The 19,175-nt window shown below is 54.0% G+C and carries 11 protein-coding genes; 2 read left to right on the top strand and 9 right to left on the bottom strand.

Going from position 1 to position 19,175, the window contains the following annotated elements:
• Window positions 1-52: 52 nt before the first annotated feature.
• From AABA21_RS11595 to AABA21_RS11560, 8 genes are all read right to left on the bottom strand, one after another.
• Window positions 53-952 (bottom strand): S1 RNA-binding domain-containing protein, encoded by a 900-nt coding sequence (locus AABA21_RS11595; RefSeq protein ID WP_338250003.1) that lies wholly within the window; start codon window positions 950-952, stop codon window positions 53-55.
• Window positions 953-1,177: 225 nt separating this feature from the next.
• On the bottom strand, window positions 1,178-1,978 hold the full coding sequence (locus AABA21_RS11590; RefSeq protein ID WP_338250001.1) for a Cof-type HAD-IIB family hydrolase: 801 nt from the start codon (window positions 1,976-1,978) through the stop codon (window positions 1,178-1,180).
• A gap of 305 nt (window positions 1,979-2,283) precedes the next feature.
• On the bottom strand, window positions 2,284-3,723 hold the full coding sequence (locus AABA21_RS11585; protein WP_338249999.1) for a SagB family peptide dehydrogenase: 1,440 nt from the start codon (window positions 3,721-3,723) through the stop codon (window positions 2,284-2,286).
• Between the two features lie 59 nt (window positions 3,724-3,782).
• Window positions 3,783-5,810: a TOMM precursor leader peptide-binding protein gene (locus tag AABA21_RS11580; protein WP_338249997.1), complete on the bottom strand. Its 2,028-nt coding sequence runs from the start codon at window positions 5,808-5,810 to the stop codon at window positions 3,783-3,785.
• 4 nt (window positions 5,811-5,814) lie between these two features.
• On the bottom strand, window positions 5,815-7,974 hold the full coding sequence (locus tag AABA21_RS11575) for a TOMM precursor leader peptide-binding protein (protein ID WP_338249995.1): 2,160 nt from the start codon (window positions 7,972-7,974) through the stop codon (window positions 5,815-5,817).
• Window positions 7,975-8,176: 202 nt separating this feature from the next.
• Window positions 8,177-8,428: a hypothetical protein gene (locus AABA21_RS11570; protein ID WP_338249993.1), complete on the bottom strand. Its 252-nt coding sequence runs from the start codon at window positions 8,426-8,428 to the stop codon at window positions 8,177-8,179.
• A gap of 257 nt (window positions 8,429-8,685) precedes the next feature.
• Entirely contained in the window at window positions 8,686-9,432 is a 747-nt protein-coding gene (locus AABA21_RS11565) for a phosphopantetheine-binding protein (RefSeq protein ID WP_338249991.1), read from the bottom strand.
• Window positions 9,381-12,044: a non-ribosomal peptide synthetase gene (locus tag AABA21_RS11560; RefSeq protein WP_338249989.1), complete on the bottom strand. Its 2,664-nt coding sequence runs from the start codon at window positions 12,042-12,044 to the stop codon at window positions 9,381-9,383. The genes AABA21_RS11565 and AABA21_RS11560 overlap by 52 nt, the downstream gene beginning before the upstream one ends.
• A gap of 151 nt (window positions 12,045-12,195) precedes the next feature.
• Between AABA21_RS11560 and AABA21_RS11555 the strand changes: the two genes are divergently transcribed.
• Both AABA21_RS11555 and AABA21_RS11550 read left to right on the top strand, forming a co-directional pair.
• Window positions 12,196-12,333, top strand: a complete 138-nt coding sequence (locus AABA21_RS11555) for a hypothetical protein (RefSeq protein ID WP_338249987.1) — start codon at window positions 12,196-12,198, stop codon at window positions 12,331-12,333.
• Between the two features lies 1 nt (window position 12,334).
• The gene (locus AABA21_RS11550) at window positions 12,335-13,237 is read left to right on the top strand and encodes a CE1 family esterase (protein ID WP_338249985.1); all 903 of its coding nucleotides are present in this window, start codon (window positions 12,335-12,337) and stop codon (window positions 13,235-13,237) included.
• Between the two features lie 10 nt (window positions 13,238-13,247).
• On the opposite strand, the gene AABA21_RS11545 is transcribed toward AABA21_RS11550, so the two are convergent.
• Window positions 13,248-19,142 carry a non-ribosomal peptide synthetase gene (locus AABA21_RS11545; protein WP_338249982.1) on the bottom strand — a complete coding sequence of 1,965 codons (5,895 nt, stop codon included), beginning with the start codon at window positions 19,140-19,142 and terminating at the stop codon, window positions 13,248-13,250.
• Between the last annotated feature and the right edge of the window lie 33 nt (window positions 19,143-19,175).

Genomic DNA, 19,175 nt, shown 5'->3' with positions numbered 1-19,175 from the left:
CCCACCCGGGGACGGAGACTACAAGCGGCCAAACGACCTCAAAGGTCGTAGGCTACGAGTCCGCTTTGAGCAGCGAAGCCGTGACGTGCCTGTCCGCCGTGATCTCCTGAATCTGGACCACCAGCGTCTGGCCACGATGATAGAGATCCGCCGGGTGGGTGATGTAGCCAGAGACAACCTGCTCAACGGGGACCAGGGCCAGGGCTCCATTCAGATCAACATAGATGCCTTCCTCGGTCAGGGAGGAGATGTTGCCGTGGTGGGTGTCACCAGGGTTCAGCCTGCCCAGTACAGCATCGAACTGCCGGGCATAAATCAGAGACAGCGTCAGATAGTCATTATCCTTGTCCAGGATCATCGCTTCAATAGTCTGACCCGGCTGCACAACGCGCCAGGGATCGATAAGGCGCTCCTGCTCCGCGACATGCTGCGGCGGGATAATTCCCGCGACACCATTTACATTGACGTTGATCTGGTGAGCATAGATTGAGGTCACCTTGGCGCTACAGATGTCGCCGGGTCGTAGCTGGCTCAATAGTTGTCGCCGCTGCTGTATCTGGTCCTGCAACTGCTGGCGCCATGAAGAGTGTTCGGGGACATCATCTGGGCTGCTCACCAGCTGTTGTGAGAGCGTCAGGATATGCAGATCGCGATCAACCAGCAGCACCCTGACCAGGATCTCCTGCCCTTTCAGCGACTCCAGGCGTTGAGAGACCAGTGTCTCCTCGGGCAACTGCTGCTCATCATCCGTCAGTTCAGCGACGCTCCAGGTAACACCCAGGGTCGCATACTCAATGGTGCCTTGAATACCGTTAATGTCCACAATCAAATGATCGCCGACTAATTCCACAATCCTTCCAACCAGCGGTCGACCATTCCTATGGTACGCCTCTAGCAGCGACCATGTTTCATCTTCTGGTTGTGGATTTGTTTTTGCCTGCTCTTCAGACATTGTTCACCTCGTTTTCTTACCGTGGCTCAACCGGCTCTCACTCGGCAGGGTAAATGGCAAGCTATTGCACGACATGAGTTTCTTTACTCATCGATTACAGATAGAGCATAGGAGTATAGTGATACACTATGCTCCTTTACCTATACACGGTTTTCAAGCTGCAAATGGTACGTCAGATGGTGCAGTAATATAACTAAAAATAGGGAACAATGCTGAAAACACACATTAATGCTGTAAAACGAAGGCGAATTTTTCCACGGCAGCGGCAACGCCATCTTCATAATTGGTCAAAGTAACATAATCGGCCACCGTCCGCACTTCTTCATGGGCGTTGCCCATGGCTATCCCCAGGCCGGCAAAGCGCAGCATCTCCAGATCATTATGGTTATCACCAAAGGCGATAATCTCCTCAGGCCGCACATCCAGCTGGCGCGCGATCATGCTGAGCGCATTGGCCTTAGAGACCTCAGGATGCATGAACTCCAGCCAGCAATCGGCGGTCTGGGTGACGTAGAGCTGACCCGTGAAGCGTCTTTCAAGCTCTAGCCGCTTCTCACGCAGCGTCCTGGCCTCACCATAGGCGCCAATCTTGATGCAGGGCTGGGGATAGACCTCGGTAATATCAGCCACCGCGCGTACAGGCACATCGGCCAGGTACCAGTTCTGCCCCGTATAGAGGACCTCTTCAGCATACAGATAATCATGGGTATAATAACAAAACTGGAGATCGAGGCCACCGGCGGCCGCAAGCACAGGTAATATATATTGTTCAGGCACTAATTGCTGCGCCACAATAGTATTTGTGCGGGTATCGAGGATGGTCGCACCATTACTGGTAATCATAGGTGCGTTTAGAGTGAGATCCTGCAGGACAGCATGAACACTATAGGGAACGCGACCAGTAGCGATCACCACATACATGCCCGAGGCCATAGCGCGCCGCAGCATATCCAGGGTCCGGGGCGTGATACGATGATAGGGATCCAACAGGGTTCCATCCAGGTCGATAGCAAGGAGACGATACATTTTTCTCAACAACTCCTGATAGGTTACACATAAAAAAATCGATATATCTCAACCTTAGTATACTCCTTTTTGCGCACCAATTGAAATTGTGACGTAATTTTAAGCAATATAAGTCATCCAGAATGCGCAACTTTGAATGGGATTCAGTTGAGCAGCTCTAGGGGCCGGCCTTCGCGCTGCATGACAGGGTAGTGCGACCAGAAAGACTCATCTGGTCGCGAAAAAATCCCCGTTCGGGCCGGATGCTGTTCTCCAACACAAACTCACGCGCTTTCTGAAGCCAGTAGTCTCCACCGCGCAATTTCTTATGGAGTTTGTACCCGCTTACTGCCAAGGAGAAATTCACCAACAGACGTTTCTTTGAGATAATCGGAACCAGATAATTTTGTGAAGAGATCAGAATCGCCTGCTCCCAGAGCACAAGGGGCTAAGTCCATAGCAGTAGCCACAAGATACATCGTCGCATAAATTACTCCGACATTCTTCAGTATCAGCGCGTACGCTATACTTTCGTACTTCCATGAAACCCTCTGGAAACGCGCAGCAAGGGTGATTACTACTTGAGGGTGATCAAATCCACCTCGAGATGCATCAGATAAGAGTTTTTCGGTATCTTTATCTGGTCCCTGGATAAAAAATAAACCATGACTCAACGGATCATACCAGTAGAAACCTGGAGTGAGCCCTTCACATCGATCAATCGTGAGGTAAAACTCTATTTCATAGCAACTCCCACCATTAGGATACGGTCTTTTTGTAACGTCATACATGTTTCCATCATGAGAGACCTCTTTGATACGGGCAACCCGATAGAGAAATTCACCCAGTTGAGCAACCGTCATGGGACGATCACCATAATCGCGTATTGAGGTGCGAGCCTCCATTACAGCGGTCAAGCCTGGATCGACTTCAGCGAGTCGATCCATATCGGGTCTGAGCAATGGTATTGTCACAGACCATGACATTGGCTTCACCGCTGGTTGAGGAGGAATACGATGGAGAAAACGGTAGATACCTCCAACCATGTTATTGTGTCTCCCCATCCGGCTACGACTATGAAACAGGAGGTCATGAAAGTCCCACTGCATGTAACGTTCATCGTCATCTTCACTCAGTCGCCCCTCATGCGTCGTTGGAAACACGAAATTGCCCATTACCAATAAAGTGAGCACACTGATAACATTATCGACATCTTCGCCAGGGAGCATTTGAGCCAGTTCAACTGGAGTAACCGCTGTCCCCAGTTGATACAGGACACCCGCGGCAACTGAACAATCCAGACGCAGACGAGCATGAGAGAGAGGAGATTCCACATACTGAAACCTCTCCTCATCTCTCCTGACATAAGCAAAACGTGACATTCTATATGACTGATTGGCCTGGATGTCAGCCCATCTATGTTGAAAGGACGGTGAAATGGGGATCAACGTAGCTAAAGGTATCTGCTCATCCTCTCTTCCAGCATACACATAGACCATCTGATAGCGTATCAGCAAGGACAAATAACGATAGAAAGTCGCCAGCATACTTTCTTCATGGGCTGTAATCAGAGCTTCGTTCATCCCTTGTACCGAACAGGCCCTTTCAGACAGCATCATCAGCACATGGCGTAGAGCCGGACTAAGATGAGCGATCTTTAACTGGTTGCAAGGAGAGGTGGCAACGATTGTATCTTCGTTTTCCAGAATCTCCACATCCTCTTTGAAACGATAAGAAATATGTGAAGATTTCGTTATAGTGTCCATCGTCAACTCCTTTCAAGAGACAGGTTTCTCTGCAACTTACTGCAAGCCGTGGAAAGTCATCACAAAAACGGATGCGGATAGGGATTAATCTCTGCCTTTGTCAATGGATGGTCCTGATATCCCAGGACAAATGGGAGCTGGTGCAAGCGCTCGAAACCTGTGATTCTGCGGTTGCGCTGTCCAAAAGTCATCGGAAGCATACCCGGCATGAGAACCTTGACAGCGCGTAATCCACAGGGCTGGTATTCAGGGGCGGTTTGATCGATGACGATGACATCTATGCCCCGCATGAGATAGGTGTTGATAAGCGCTTCCAGATCAGTACGTAAATCCATACATTCTGGCGGATGGCGATAAAAATCACCAAAGGCTTCCTGGAAGATTTGTTTGGTCTGCACATGATATAAGAAATGTAATCGCTCAAACGCTTCTGGCAGAGAGTAGACGAGCGGGTGGTGATCAATTTCCTGAACCAGGTTGCCATCGGCCAGCATCTTGAGAGCTTGAGCACGATCATCTTGATCCAGGCTGTGCCGAAAGGTCAGGAACAGAGCAGACTCGCGCAGCGCTCTCAGCAGAGCTTGCTCCGGGTGGGGATGTGAACCAGTTGTGACAAAGGCTTTGGGTGTGTTTTCCCGCCCCTGCTCGTCGACACACAATAGACAGAGGCAGGGGATAGCGTGGTCCAGGCTGGCATTCAAGATATGGATGGTATAACCGGAATGGTACTCAAGGTGCTCGATCAGCAGACGAATAGTGGGATCAGTGACTGAGGAGGGTGCGAGATGTGGCAACTTGAGTTGAGCATACCAGGTGAGCAAGAAGGCGTCCCGCTCGGCTACTTCCAGCATCCCATGAAAGATCGCCTCTTCCAGGCTATTTCCCAGGGCGCACCCATTGGATGTCTCAGCGAGAAACAGAGGATTTTCTTCGCTCGTGGGAACTCCATAATAGACGCAGTGCTCTGGTACAAGGATGGGAGCCTGCTTTTGGAAGGAATATCCCCACACCCAATGACACATCAGATCGTGATGATAGGGTACCGGATGGCGACTGCCGGGATGGTGTGCATGCTGCGCGCTCCACTCGTATTCTTCCGGGCTATGTAGCCCCAACGTGGTGGGGTCAAGCGCTTGCTCTTTTTGCTGCATCAATTGATGGTAACTTGCCCGCACCATCGTACGTTTGCCTCTGGGATACAAACCGGCATAGCGTTCAACGCTTTCCAGCACCGAGACAAGCTTACTCTGCGCCGGACGTAAAGTACTTCCGCTCCCCACGGTTGTTCTCTCTAGTTCAACAGAGAGCCGGGATGAGGCAATCGGCAGCAGATTGGTATTCTCTACGGTAAGTGCGGAGGCCAGGCCGGTGCGCTGATCGACATAGGATGCGAGGAGATGCTCAGCGTTGGCAACAGGCTGGCTGATACGATAGGTGAACGCCCCTTGTTTCGGGCTATCTTGCAGCGTCACCATCGCCAGTTCAGCTCTATCTTCGACTAGTTGCTGACAATCAGGACAGGCAGGAGAAGGAAGGAAAGCGTGCCTGCGACACTCCAGCGTCTCCAATGAGACGAAGAGCAAGGCACCATGTGTCCGTAACTGGTCAGGTTTTTGGAGGTAGGTCGCGATCTCTTCTCCTACCAGCGCTGCGAGCGTTTCCAGACTGAACGATGAGAGCCAGGTTTGAGATACAACGGGAGTGTGTTCTTGAGAGAGATAGCGCTGCAAAAGCTCGTAGTCGGTTTGAGAAGAGGTGGCCCCCAATTTACGCAGCTCGGCGCAGGTTGTACACCCCTGGGTCTGTGGATTGACCCAGGGTCCAATAACGGCTTCGTCAAACTGGGTATAAACGGAGAGCAAGGCTACGTTGGCTTGCCGACAGCGCCGATTGATCAACTGGAGAGTCCTGGGAGACCAGGTATCGCTGCAAGAGACAATGATTTTACAACTGGCCAATTGCTGGGGAGAACTTTCCTCGCTGAAAAGAATAATCTCCTCATACACCCTCTCGGTATACTGTTTCACCTTCTGATAGATACGACCCTGTCCCACGAGTCCAAGCGGACGCTCTTTAAGCTTCGTCATCGAATTATTCGCCCCTCTTCACTTCTCTTTTGCCCACAAGTACACGCGCGATAAAAGGTAACACCCGCGCCAGAGCCGGGTCATGGTCCAGAGGAAGAGCGAAAGCGTGGAAACCGTTCGCCCACAATTGCGCTAGCAACCACTCTCGCCTGGCTGGCCACGCGTCTGGCAAGGAAGCGTGTGGCACAGAGGCGTGCGTGCCGCGTAGGTGCGCCGGAAAATCCGGTACGGGCTCCAGCGCATAGTCAGGCTGCTGGAATTGTGTAGCCTGGTATTGCTGCACGGCCCGCGTGAGTCCCATGCTCAGCGCCTGCGCGACATCACAGTGGGTACTATATGCGATAACCTGCTCCCCCAAGCACGTCGCGAATGTAGGAACCCGCAGCGTTCCTGTGACATCGTAGACGGTAATCTGTTCTCCAGTCGTTTGGAGAAGGCGATGGAGATGTGCCCCCTCTGGCGTCAGAGACACTTGCTCAAGATCAACCTGAGGATACACCCGCTGAGTATTCCCCACCTGTTCTAGCGTGAGATAGTTACACCAATCCAGCAGAGCCAGGCAGATCGCTTCCTCCCAGCTCATCCCCGCTGCGGAGCCTCGTTCTTTGCGGTCAGGAACAGAGAAAACGTATGTGGCAGGCACAAGCACCGCTTGCTGTGTCCGCAAATCCAGCGCCCAGGTCCACATCTCCTCTTCTACTACAGACAGGGAAGATATCTCAAGCAATTGATCGCTCGTAATGATAGGACAAGAGGACTGTTGTTGGGCCACTTCAGAAGAGAGCAAGCGGCGTCGATCCACCATAGAAGCAGCGTAGCGTGCGCACGCCTTTTGCGCGGCCTGTAAGCAGGCGTCTTTGGCCTCCGTACTTAGCGCTACAACACTGGGCGGATCAGATGGGATCTGGCCTGGCAGGGGATTGGAACTATGGACCTGATAAACCGCCAGCGGAGCCTGGACAAAATCACTATACTCAAACTCGGTAAAAATGCCAAGTCTCTTGTCAACGCATCCGCCAATATTTTCCAGCAATCCCTCCGGATTGACTGGCTCCCGGCTCTGCAGGCGTTGAATCTGTTGAAGGAACTGTGATACGCCTGGAACGGCTGGTTGCTGGCAGGCCAGACAGTGAGGATGTGGCAAAAACGCGTGGCTCTCTCCCTCAAATGTTGCCAGATCAAACGTGCTTAACCTGTCAGCGGTTTCCGGGGAGCCGCTCTGCGTCACAGATTGAAACAGGGTAAAGAGCAGCCGATTGGCAAGCATGGTAGAGCCCGCTTCGGTGAGCAAGTGATGAGGCACGGCCAGCGGCTGATCCTCAAATTCGTAGTGCGAGGGTTGTGCTGGAAAAGCGCTCAGATTGGCTTGCAGGCGTCGCCAGGCACACTCCCAACAGTTTCCGGCCTCTGGACTCACCAGCGGACCGAGCCAGGCACGATCATCAACGACCACCGCCTGCATGAACGTTTTCCTTTGCTCAAGACACAGCCGGTTTAGCAGGAGCGCACGCGCCAACATCGGTCGCTCAGAGACATGCAAGAGGGCATCATAAGCCTGGATCGTATCCCGCACTGCGGACTCATTGTTCCAGGAGGGAGTATCAAGAAAACGCACCGCTTGCTCAGGTGCGTTTTCGGCAGAAAAATCAAGCATCCTCTGGCGAGCATTTGCCCCAACCGCATCCTCTGGCGTAATCAATACGTCGATCTTTTTTACTCCACATTGGATGCTCGCCTTTATCAGCGCGATGAAACTGGCTCCAGAGCCGATAAGGAGCAATGACTGCTGGCAAAAATGTTCAAAGCGAGAGGCCGCTGACGGTTGTCGGGAAGCGAGAAAAGCAATGTCGAGGGCAGAGGTTTCCAACGCTGAGGGACGAAGCGTATGTGGTTGATCCTGACTTGTGTCTGTGAGAAATTTATGGGCCAGTAATTTCTCAAGCAAGTTCGTAATCATCCGCTTTTTGGCTGTGTCCAGACCGTCAGTTATCTCTTCAAGAGAAGCACTTCCGTCGAGCATGGGAACGAGGCGTTCAAGCAGAGCGAAGAGGCTTTTACCCTTGAGGAAAAGACGGCTGCTGTTTCCACGTAGATAGACACCACCGGGCATCGGGATAAAATATGTATCGGCTTTCCATTTTGGGTGCATATTTTGCACGAGCATAGAAAAGTTTCTCCTGGAGAAAAACATTCCAGATAAACAGAGCTTCAACTCTGAATGCAAGGAGGTGTATCAAAGGGAAAAGGGGAGAGGCCGATCTGGCCAGCGTACCAGAGATCGGCCCTGCTCCTCTCTGACCCTGTAGCTGCCACACACGCAGTTACCGGGCAAGTAGCTGCATTATTGCAAAAGCTGCAGGATGTTGTTAAACACAGAAATGGCCATAACCATAACCATAACTGCAGAAACCAACACTGCCACAGAAACCAACACCGCCGTAGTAACCGACACTACCGCAGAAACCAACGCTACCGCAGAAACCACTCCCATAACCATAACCATAACTGCAGAAACTAGCGCTGGTACCACCTTGAATGAATTCAACCTCTTCCAGGGTCTCGTCGGTCAGGTCAACAAAATCAACAAATTGCTCGGAGAGCTTCTTTTCGGGTTTCATAATACACTTTCCTTTCTGTACAAAGCACGTAACACGTTAATTCCGCTTGTTAAAGTTTCCTTGCGTTTATTTTTGCGGTTATCCATCTACCTTCCACTCACAATAAAGGCAAGTATACTCTTATTACATATTATACAGATAAGTAACATTTAATCATTTTAAAATTACTTATCTGTGTAATATATTACGTGCTTTAAGTAATAGTATGGGAAGCATCCTTTTTCTCGCTGTAAATCTCCTGGTACCAGTAAGAACCCTTAGCTTTTTTTCTTTCCTTTTTGGATCTGTGCCATAATTTTATTGAGCTTATTAGGAGTCAAGGATACCGGCAAAGAAACCGCAGATCTGCTACCATTATCCCCTGCCAGACTGGTCCCTTCAGCGGCCTCGTCACTTTTGAGCTCATGCGCGACGGCAGCCGATAGAGATTCGGCGTCCTGCTGTGACTGTGTATGCAACCGCGATAAAGCGGCAATGGTCTGGTAGCGAAATAGCTGTCCAGGTACCAGATGAAGATGAGCCTGTTGGGCCCGTGTACAGACCTGCACAACCTGGATAGAATCACCACCGAGAGCAAAAAAATTATCGTGAATTCCTATCCGTTCCTGTCCCAATACATCAGACCAGATAGCCGCCAGGGTTTTCTCAAATGCAGTGGTTGGTGGCTCAATCTCGCGCCGCGTGACCTCCACGCTTTCAGGTTCCGGCAGTTTCTTGCGGTCGATCTTGCCATTAGGCGTCAGGGGAAACGCATTGAGCGGCATGAAAGCAGACGGCACCATATACTCTGGCAGATACGACTGGACGTATGCTCTGAGCGCTTCTACCTGTGGCATCTCTTGCTCGGGAACTACATAGGCGACCAGTTGTGGCTGCCCTTTTTTGTTTTCGCGCAGCATAGCGACCGCCGCATGAATCTCCTGATGCTGACTCAAGACGGCTTCAATTTCGCCTAATTCAAGACGAAATCCCCGTAGCTTGACCTGGGTATCCAGGCGACCCAAAATTCAATGGTGCCATCGTTCAGCCAGCGGGCTCGATCTCCCGTCCGATACAGACGCGCGCCCGGCCGCTGACCGAAAGGATCTGGCATAAAGCGCTCGGCAGTTAAATCTGGACGCCGCAGATAGCCTCGTGCCAGTCCGTCTCCCCCTATCACCAACTCACCGGGAATACCAACCGGCAACAGGTGGTCATGCGCATCCAGAATATACACCTGCGTATTGGCGATCGGCGCTCCAATTGGAACGATCGCTCGTTCACCCGGCGCATTTTGTACCCGCTGGATCAGCGACCAGATCGTCGTCTCGGTCGGACCATACATATTCCAGAGATCAGCGCCCCGCGCGAGCAGAGATTGAGCCAGGTCTTGTGGCAGGGCTTCTCCCCCGCAGAGAACCTTCAGTCCCGCGAAGCGCGCGTCCTCGTTCAGTAACAGCATGCGCCAGGTCACTGGCGTTGCCTGCATCACTGTCGCGCCGCTCTGCGCGATCTTCTGCAACAACTGCTGGCTATCCAGCGTCATTTCACGCGTGGCAAGCTCGACTCGCCCACCCGTCAGCAGCGGCAAAAATAGTTCGAGCCCTGAGATATCAAAGGAGAAGCTGGTCACCGCCAGCAAGATATCTTGCTCTGTAAAACCAGGCTCCTTCTGCATTGCGGTGATAAAGTTCACAACCGCCCGATGGCTGATCTGAATCCCCTTGGGACGACCCGTAGAGCCCGAGGTGTATAACACGTAGGCCAGGTTATCCGCATAGACCCGTTGCCTGTTGATCAGTAACAGATCCGTGTCGTTTGCCGCCCGTAGATCTGAAATCAAAAAAACGGGTCCAGAGTACTCCGGTAGCGCGTGCTGCTCATCAACGCCGGTCAGCAGCGCCCACACGTTCGCGTCCTCGATGATGAAGCGGAGGCGTTCCGCCGGGTATTCTGGATCGAGGGGAATATAAGCGGCACCCGCTTTTAAGATGCCCAGCACACAGATAACGTACGCTTCAGAACGGGACAGGCAGAGTCCTATTAAGGATTCAGGTTTGATGCCTTGCGCCAGCAAGTAGCGAGCAACGCGCTCGGCACGTGCGTCTAGCTCTTCATAGGTGAGAGAACGCCCATCACAGGCAATGGCGATGGCCTGGGGAACGCGGGCCACCTGAGCAGCGAATAACTCGTGGATACAGCTGTCACGCGCATAGTCGTCATCGTGTGAATTCCAGGTCGAGATGAGGGTACCGCGTTCCTGGCTCGTAAGGGGCGAGAGCTGCGAAAGCCTCTGCTCCACGTCGGCTACAATTTCCTCGAGTAATTTCTGCAAGTGATGACCCATGCGTACAATAGTCTCTCTGGAGAAGAGGGCTGTATCGTATTCCAGAATGTAGCTGAGCTTTTGCTCACGCAATACAAAGTCGCAGGACAGATCAAAGCGAGCAGTGTAACTCTTTATGTCCATGTGCTGAATCGGGGACGATTCATCGGGCGTGGGGGCCGCGATAAAATTATTGAACGCGAAAAAGACCTGGAATAGCGGATTGTAGCTCATGCTCCTGGCGGGCTTTAAGATCTCTACCAGGTATTCAAATGGCATCTCCTGGTGGCTGTATGCTTCGATACAGATGGTGCGGATACGCATTAAGAGCTCAAGAAAGGTGGGATCATGCGTAAGGTCCGTGCGTAAGAGCAGGGTGGTAAGAAAAGGCCCGATCAAAGAGGCGAACTCGCTACGTGTACGCAGCGACGCAGGGGTGCCAACGACAATATCCTCCTGCCCACTATAATAGTGAAGCAACATCGTAAATCCGCTCAGCAGGACCATAAAGAGGGTCGTTCCCGTGGATCGGGCAAGCCTCTCTAGTCCTTCGCTGATCTGGCTGGATAACACAAAATGTTCCGCCGCTCCTTGATGCGTCTGGACAGCCGGTCGCGGATAGTCGGTTGGAAGCTCAAGCAGATCTGGCATGCCCCCCAGTTGCTGCCGCCAGTAGTCGATCAGGGGCTGTGCCTCTTCCCCCTGTAGCGTTTCACGCTGCCAGGCCGCGTAGTCAGCATATTGCAGGGATAACTCTGGAAGTTGAGGCTCTTCACCAGCTAACAAAGCGCTATAGAGGTGCGTAATTTCATCATGAAAAATTTGATACGAGGGCCCATCCATAATAATATGGTGCGTTAAGAAGAAAAGCAGCTGCTCTTGCTCGTTGAGGTGGATGGCGGTAACGCGGAACAGTGGAGCGTTATCGAGCGAGAGTGGGACTTCAATCAGCTCCTGTCCCAGACGCGCTATTTCTCTTTTCTGCTCTTGAGGGCTCATTTCAGAGAGATCGTTGTATGGCAACTCGAAGGGCAGCTGCAGCGCAATGGCTTGCATGGGCTGACTATCGATCAGCACAAATGACGTTCTCAGAATTTCATGCCGCTCAATGAGCATCTCCAGTGCCCGTTTCAGAAGCGATAGGTCTAGCGCCGCATGCAGTCCAATTATAAATAGGACGCGATACGTTGTCTGTACTTCATCAATCTGATTGAGTAGCCAGAGGCCTTCCTGGATAAATGAAGGCGCAAAGAAGTATTGCTCCTCATCCTCTTCCATAACGGATTGCGTCTCTTCCAGCTGATCGTCCATGTTCAAAACACCCTTTACTCAGTTGCCAAATAACGCGATATACAACTGTTTTTATTCAAATTTCCTTGTTATAATAATCATAAGCCTTAACGACTTTGTATGCTTAAAGCTGTGATAATCAGGAGAATATCAGAAAAGGATCTTTTATGCATTGGATGCGAAAAAAGCGGGCCTCCTTATCCGTTGCCCTGCTCCTCTGGCTATGCTGCCTGGCTATAGCTGGCTGCATGTCAGCTACCACATCAACACCCCGACATCCATCAAGTACCGCTTCACAGGATACATCTAACATGACCGGTTCATCCTCTTCGCAATCTTCTCAACAGGGCAAGAACGCCTGTGCAGGCAACTCGCCGGTGCGCGCGGGCACCACTCAAAATCAAGTTGTGGCGGTCCCTCCCGCTGTCGCGCGAGGACAGCATACCCGCACATACCTGGTCCATACACCAGCTCAATATACCTCCCGCACGCCCGTGCCGGTGATAATTATCTTTCATGGTCATGGAGGAACCGCCAGTGACGCTGAGCAGGGAACCGGCTTCTCCCAGCTCGCGGATAAAGAACATTTCATAGCGGTCTACCCCCAGGGCCTACCCGATGATCAGCAGCTACCTATGTGGGCGAGTATCGGCCCCTATGACTACAATATCGATGAGACGGTCTTTATGAATAATATGCTGGACAAGCTGAGCAAAGATTTTTGCATCGACTCCCAGCGTATCTACGCGACCGGCTTCTCGAATGGCGGCGGCATGAGCGGCTTTGTAGCCTGTCAGCTCTCTACGCGCATCGCCGCGGTCTCTCCCATCTCGGGCAACTACTATCCATTGCAGGCTGGCTGCCATCCCAGGCGGCCCGTCCCTATGCTTGAGATCCATGGCAGCGCGGATCCTATCGTGCCATACAATGGCATTTCAGCCAAAGTCAATCCACAATGGCCGCTGCCCGCGGTACAGGATTGGTTGCACGAGTGGGCGCAACGCAACGGTTGTACACAGGGGCCAGAAGTTTTTGCCCGCGACAAGAACTCGACTGGCTTCCGCTGGACTGGCTGCCACCAGGATGCTTCTATCCTGCACTATCGCATTGAGGGCGGCGGACATAGCATTCCGGCGACGATCGGCAACCTGCCCACTGAACAGGTGATCTGGAATTTCTTTAAGCTCCATTCTTTATCTGGCCCAGCATCATAGACGGTACGCGCTACAGGTCCATCTTTTTCGTCTTGTGATAGCCTTCGCACGCCGCGATTAAGAACCGGAATACATCCATGGTCGCCATCGCGATGCGTTCAACGGTCTCGCGTGCGTGCAGGTTCTCGCTGTAGTCCCACTGCACGATCAGTTGTTCATTAGTAACGCGACCGGTCACCTGAAATATATAGGTGCGATCCGACTGGCTATCTCGATAATGGCCCGATAAGGGACCCTGAACCTGAAAAATGGGCTGCGATGGATCGGTGACGTTGCTGCCAATATAGTTGACCACTATTTCAGGTCCCGGCAGGCTGCGCAGCGTCTCCGCGTCCACGCCCTGTCCATAGGTGCGTAAGATACCATAGCCCACGCCATGATTGGGAATCTGCCGGAGTTGCCCTTTGACGTGCTGCAGGGCCTGTTCTATCGTTGGCGCGCCTGCCAGGCTGATCGCGACCGGGAAGTCTGTACCAAAGGCTCCAACCGTGCGTGAGACATCCATGTCGTCAAACAGGGCTTCTCGTCCATGGCTGAACAGGCGTACCATAATCGCGTCCTGTCCGCTCCATTGCTGGCAGGCCCAGGCCAGTGCGGTCATCAAGATGGCATCCATCTGCGCGGTATAGGTAGGGACCACCTCATGCAGCAGCGTGGCGGTCTCGGCCGTGGACAGCTGAATATCCAGGATGCGAGAGGAGGAGATCGTATTTTCGCCCGCTGGATAGTCCCGTGGCAGACGCGCTACCTGGCGACTCTGCGCGGCCAGCCAGTAGGGATATTCATGCCCGGCCTCCTCCGTTTGAGCATAGGCGTGCAGGCGCTGCGTCCACTGCTGGAAGGATGTCGGCTTGGCCGGGTAGCTTACCGGCTGTCCCTGCACCGCCAGCTGATAGCCGGCGAGGAAATCCCCGATCAGCACCTGCCAGGATTCAATGTCGGCGACCAGGTAATGGGCCAGCAGCAAGACCATGCCTTCTCTCTGCTCCCCACAATCGAAGTACAGCGCCTTAAACAGCGGTCCATGAACCAGATCAAAAGATAGCTGCTGCTCCTTGAGATGAGCACTCTGCCGCGCTTCGATCTCTTCATCGGGCAGGTCCGCCAGGTCTACGCGCCAGAAAGGGATGGTGGCGCCAATTCCGGCTATCTCTAACGCGAACGGGGCATCTTGCGGAGCCCTGCGGATACGTAACGCGTCGTGATAGGTGTAGAGCGTTTCCACTACCTCCTGTACACTGTCGGCCTTCATGCCCTTTGGGCTACTGATCGCGTAGGCCAGCGTATAATACTCGGGATGATACACGGCGGGATCAAGGACATAGCGCTGTCCCGGCGCCGCCAGGGTGGGACCCGTCACTACGCCTTGCTCGGCGATGATGCGCGTTGAGCCGATCGTTTCGGCCAGTTCCGCGATGGTCTGGTGCTTGAAAATCTGCTTCGCCGTCATGGGTAGATGCGCTTTGTTGGCCCTCGCAACCACACGAATGATCAGCAGCGAGTTACCGCCCAGCTCAAAGAAGTTGTCATGAATACCGACGCGTTCGATGCCAAGCACCTGTTGCCAGATCTGCGCCAGTTCCTGCTCTACCACGTTGCGGGGTGCGCTGTAGTTGGCGCCCAGCTCTGGCCGGTCCTGACCTGGAGCTGGTAGGGCGCGGCGATCAATCTTGCCATTGGGCGTCAGTGGCAGCACTGGCAACAGGACATACGCGGCCGGCAACATATACTCCGGCAGATGCCCTTTCAAATAGCTGCGCACCTCTGGAATGAGCTTGCGCGGGATCGATTCCCGCAGTGGATTGTTTGTATAAGCCGTCCAGACAACGTTTTTCTCAGTCGCTACGACCTGACCTGATCCAGATAGTGCCAGCGGCGTGGGGAGTTGTCCAGGCTGCTTTTTCTGCATCACCACATCATATCTATCCAGCCGGCCCGATCGCGCCCACGTCAGCACTACATGATAAGGATATTCATCGGCCAGGGACCAGAAACGCTCTGGTTCAATACATTGCGTCTTGCCGAAAGATGCTAACAGCTCCTCTCTTAACTCCTGTACATTCACCGTTGCTTGCTCTTCACGCAGCCGCGTTACGCACTGGACCGCCTGCCGCAAACGTGCATTGGGAACATCCAGCAGGGCAAGCGCTATGCCATCCTCCCCAGCCAGATAGGCCGGTAGCTCTTCCGGCGTAAAAGGACGCTCCGACCAGTCAATAAACCGCACGGGCAATGGAGCATTGGCCGTTTCTCCCATTTGAATGGTGACGTCGTAGCGGAACTGAGTGATCTCGTTGACGGCCTCGCCGCGCTTCAATTGCACTTCGATCGTCCGTATACCTGGGAGATGACGCTGCAGGATAGGGAAGATGGCGGGATCAATCAGCAGCTCTTCTTCCTGATTGAGGTGAGTGGAGATCAGTCGCTGCAGCTCGTCGCACGTCAGGCGCTCATCTGCCTGGTAGAGCTGGATCGCGGTATGAAAGGTTTCGAGCAGTGGGAGGCTGCGCAGGTCTCCGAGAAAGATACGCCCTTCCGGGGCGACGAGTCGGGTGAACTCTTCTAGTACGCGCACGAAATACTGGGCACCGGGAAAATACTGGGCCACCGAGTTCAGGATGATGGTATCGAATGCGCCCGCTTCCAGGTCGGCCAGTTGATCGGCCGCACGCTGCAGCAATCGTACCTGCGACCAGCCGCGCTGATCAAGCTGCCGCTGGATGCCCGCCAGCGCGCTGGCAGAGAAATCAACGCCACAGTAAGATTCGCAGTGCGGTGCGATCCGATAGAGCAGCAGACCGGTACCGCATCCAATCTCCAGTACGCGCCGGGGCTCGCCTGCCAGGATGCGGTCCACGGTACAGTCGATCCACTCGCGCATCTCCTCGACCGGGATCGGCTGCTGGGTGTAGCTGCTTTTCCAACCGCTGAGATTCAGGTCGGCGCCAAAGTTGGCCTCATCTTCATGGTAGGTCGTATCCCAGACCTCCTGCCATTGCTCGATCTGTTCCTCTTGCCAGCCACCACCGTCGGCATTCGCCCCCTGGTAATCTTCTCGCGCCACCACGTATGCCACCAGCTGACTCTCGCCCGGCGTATCTTCTCGCGCGATAACCACGTTTTCTTTGACGCCGGAATGCTGCGCCAGCACCGCCTCAATTTCGTGCAGCTCGATACGATAGCCACGCACCTTGACCTGCTGATCGACACGCCCCAGGAAGATCAGGCTGCCATCGCGCTGATAGCGCGCGACATCGCCCGTGCGATAGAGGCGCTTCCCAGGTTCGGCACTCTGCGCATCAGGAATGAAGCGCTCGGCGGTGAGCTCGGGTTTGCCGAGATAGCCTCGACTCAACCCATCGCCACCAATATAGAGCTCACCGGGCATGCCCGGTGGTACAGGCTCGAGCTGATCATTGAGAATGTATATCTGAGTGTTGGCGATGGGGCGACCAATAGAGACCGGGCCTTGCACGCGCTCGACATGCTGTAGCGCCGACCAGATCGTTGTCTCAGTTGGTCCATACATGTTCCATAAGCTGTGGCAGCGCTCAAGCAGCTGACGCGCCAGCTCGGGCGGAAAGGCTTCGCCGCCGCAGAGTATCTTCAATCCAGGCTCACCCTGCCAGCCACTATCGATCAAAAGCCGCCAGGTCGATGGCGTGGCCTGCATGACTGTAACCTTCTGCTCGCGCAGCAGCGCCATCAGTTCCTCGGCATCACGCGTCACGCTCTGGCTGGCGATAATCAGGCTGGCTCCTGTCGTCAGAGGAAGAAACAGTTCCAATCCGGCGATATCGAATGAGAGGCTCGTCACAGCCAGCAAAACATCCTGTGCCGTCAGTCCCGGCTGCTGGCGCATGGCGTGCAAGAAGTTTACTACGTTGTGGTGCGTGATCTGCACCCCCTTGGGCAGTCCAGTCGAACCAGAGGTATAAATCACATAGGCCAGACCGTCAGCGGGTACAGGTAGCTGAAGGGGAGTCACCGGCTCCGCGGCGATTCTGCCCGCGCTGTGATCAAGGCAGAGTATTGTGCCCGCGAACTCGGGCAGGCGAGCCAGCAGCGGCTGCTGGGTGAGCAGCACCGAGATCCCGGCCTGCTCCAGCACATAAGCGATGCGCGCCTGTGGATAACCGGGATCAAGCGGAATATAGCTACAGCCAGCCTTTAGAATGGCCAGCAGCCCAATTACCATATCCAGCGAGCGTTCTACACATAGGCCCACGCAGCTTTCCGCCTGTATACCCGGCTGCTGACGCAGGTAGTGCGCCAGTTGATTGGCGCGCTCATCCAGTTGGCGATAGGTCAAACGTTGGTGCTCAAAACGTACAGCCAGGGCGTCCGGCGTATGGGTAACCCGTTCCTCAAAGAGCTGGTGCAGCGTCGCTGTGGCGGGATAATCCTGCTGCGTACGATTCCAATCTATGATCTGCCGCCGCTCGCGTGCGGTAAGCAACTGAATCTCCTTAATGGGAATATCCGGGTTGGCCGCGATGCTGGCGAGTAGAGTCTGAAAGTGCGCCAGCATCCCCTCGATGGTCTCCACATCGAACAGATCGGTGTTGTACTCAAGCTCTGCCTTCATGCCGTGGCCTTGCTCAGAAATGAAGAGAGCAAGATCAAATTTGGACGTGGTGGTTCCGGTTTCGAGCGCCCGCACCTTCAGGCCGTTCCCCTCCAGTGAGGCCCCCTGTGTATTCTGTAAGGTAAATAAGACCTGGAACAGTGGTGAGTGGCTGAGGTGCCGATCTGGATGCAAGGCCTCGACCAGTTGCTCAAAAGGCAGGTCCTGATGAGCATAGGCATCAAAGCACATCTCGCGCACACGCGCGACCAGTTCACGAAAAGTAGGCTCGCCGCTCACATCGCCGCGCAAAACCAGGGTATTGACAAAAAAACCGATCAGGTTTTCAGTCTCGGCGCGATTGCGATTCGCGATCAAAGAGCCAACCGGGATGCTCTCTTGCCTGGTGTAGGCAAAAAGGAGCGCGTAAAACGCGGCCAGCAAGGCCATGAAGAGCGTCGCCCCTTCTTGCCGGGCGAGCGTCTGCAGGGCCGCGAGGTCGCGTTCAGAGAGCATGGCGGGGATAGCGGTCCCCGCGAAGGTCTGTTCCGCCGGTCGGGGACGATCAAAGGGCAGCTGCAATACCGGCAGGTCAGCGAGCTGCTGCTTCCAATAGGCCAACAGCTTATCCAGGCGGCTGCCCTGTAGCCACTGCCGCTGCCAGAGCGCGAAATCAATATATTGAATAGGGAGTTCAGGTAACTGTGGAGTCAGGTGGTCGCGAGACGCGTTGAGAAGTTGAAATAGTTCGCGCTGCAGAATACCGCCGGACCAGCCGTCCGAGATGATATGGTGCATCGTTAGCAGCAGAATGGACTCTTGTTCGGCCAGGCGCAAGAGTCTGGCGCGCAGCAGGGGTCCGACTGTGAGGTTAAAAGGCAGATGCGCCTCTTCCTCGATCAGCGAGGATATCCTGCTGTCTCTGTCCGCTCCCGTTAAGGCCGTAAGGTCGTTTACGGTTAGCGACACGGTGCTCTGCACCGCTACGACTTGCCGAGGCTCGCCTTCCAGCGCCAGAAAGGTGGTGCGCAACGTTTCATGGCGCATGGCCAGCGCGTCAAGCGCGCTCTGTAACATGGCGTCTGAAAAACGACCCTCCACACGCCAGGCCAGCGGGATATTGTAGAGCGGACTGCCGGGCTCAAAGAGATCCAAAAACCAGAGCCGTTGCTGAGCAAAGGACAGCGGAAACGTTTTCTCCGTCGTTGAGCGAGCAGGGATAGCAGCTTCCTCCTGCCCTGACTGCTGCTTCTGCTTTTCTTTGAGACGCTGAAAAAGTAGCGCGCGCTGCTGCGGCGTCAGGTCGGCAAGCTGCTTCTTACGTGGATCGATGCTCACGTTTTTTCCTTCCTCTATCCTTGAGTGGTGAAC

It is taken from the genome of Dictyobacter halimunensis, assembly GCF_036245075.1.
Note: the sequence above shows the minus strand (reverse complement) of the source record. Positions and strands in the feature narration are given on the sequence as shown.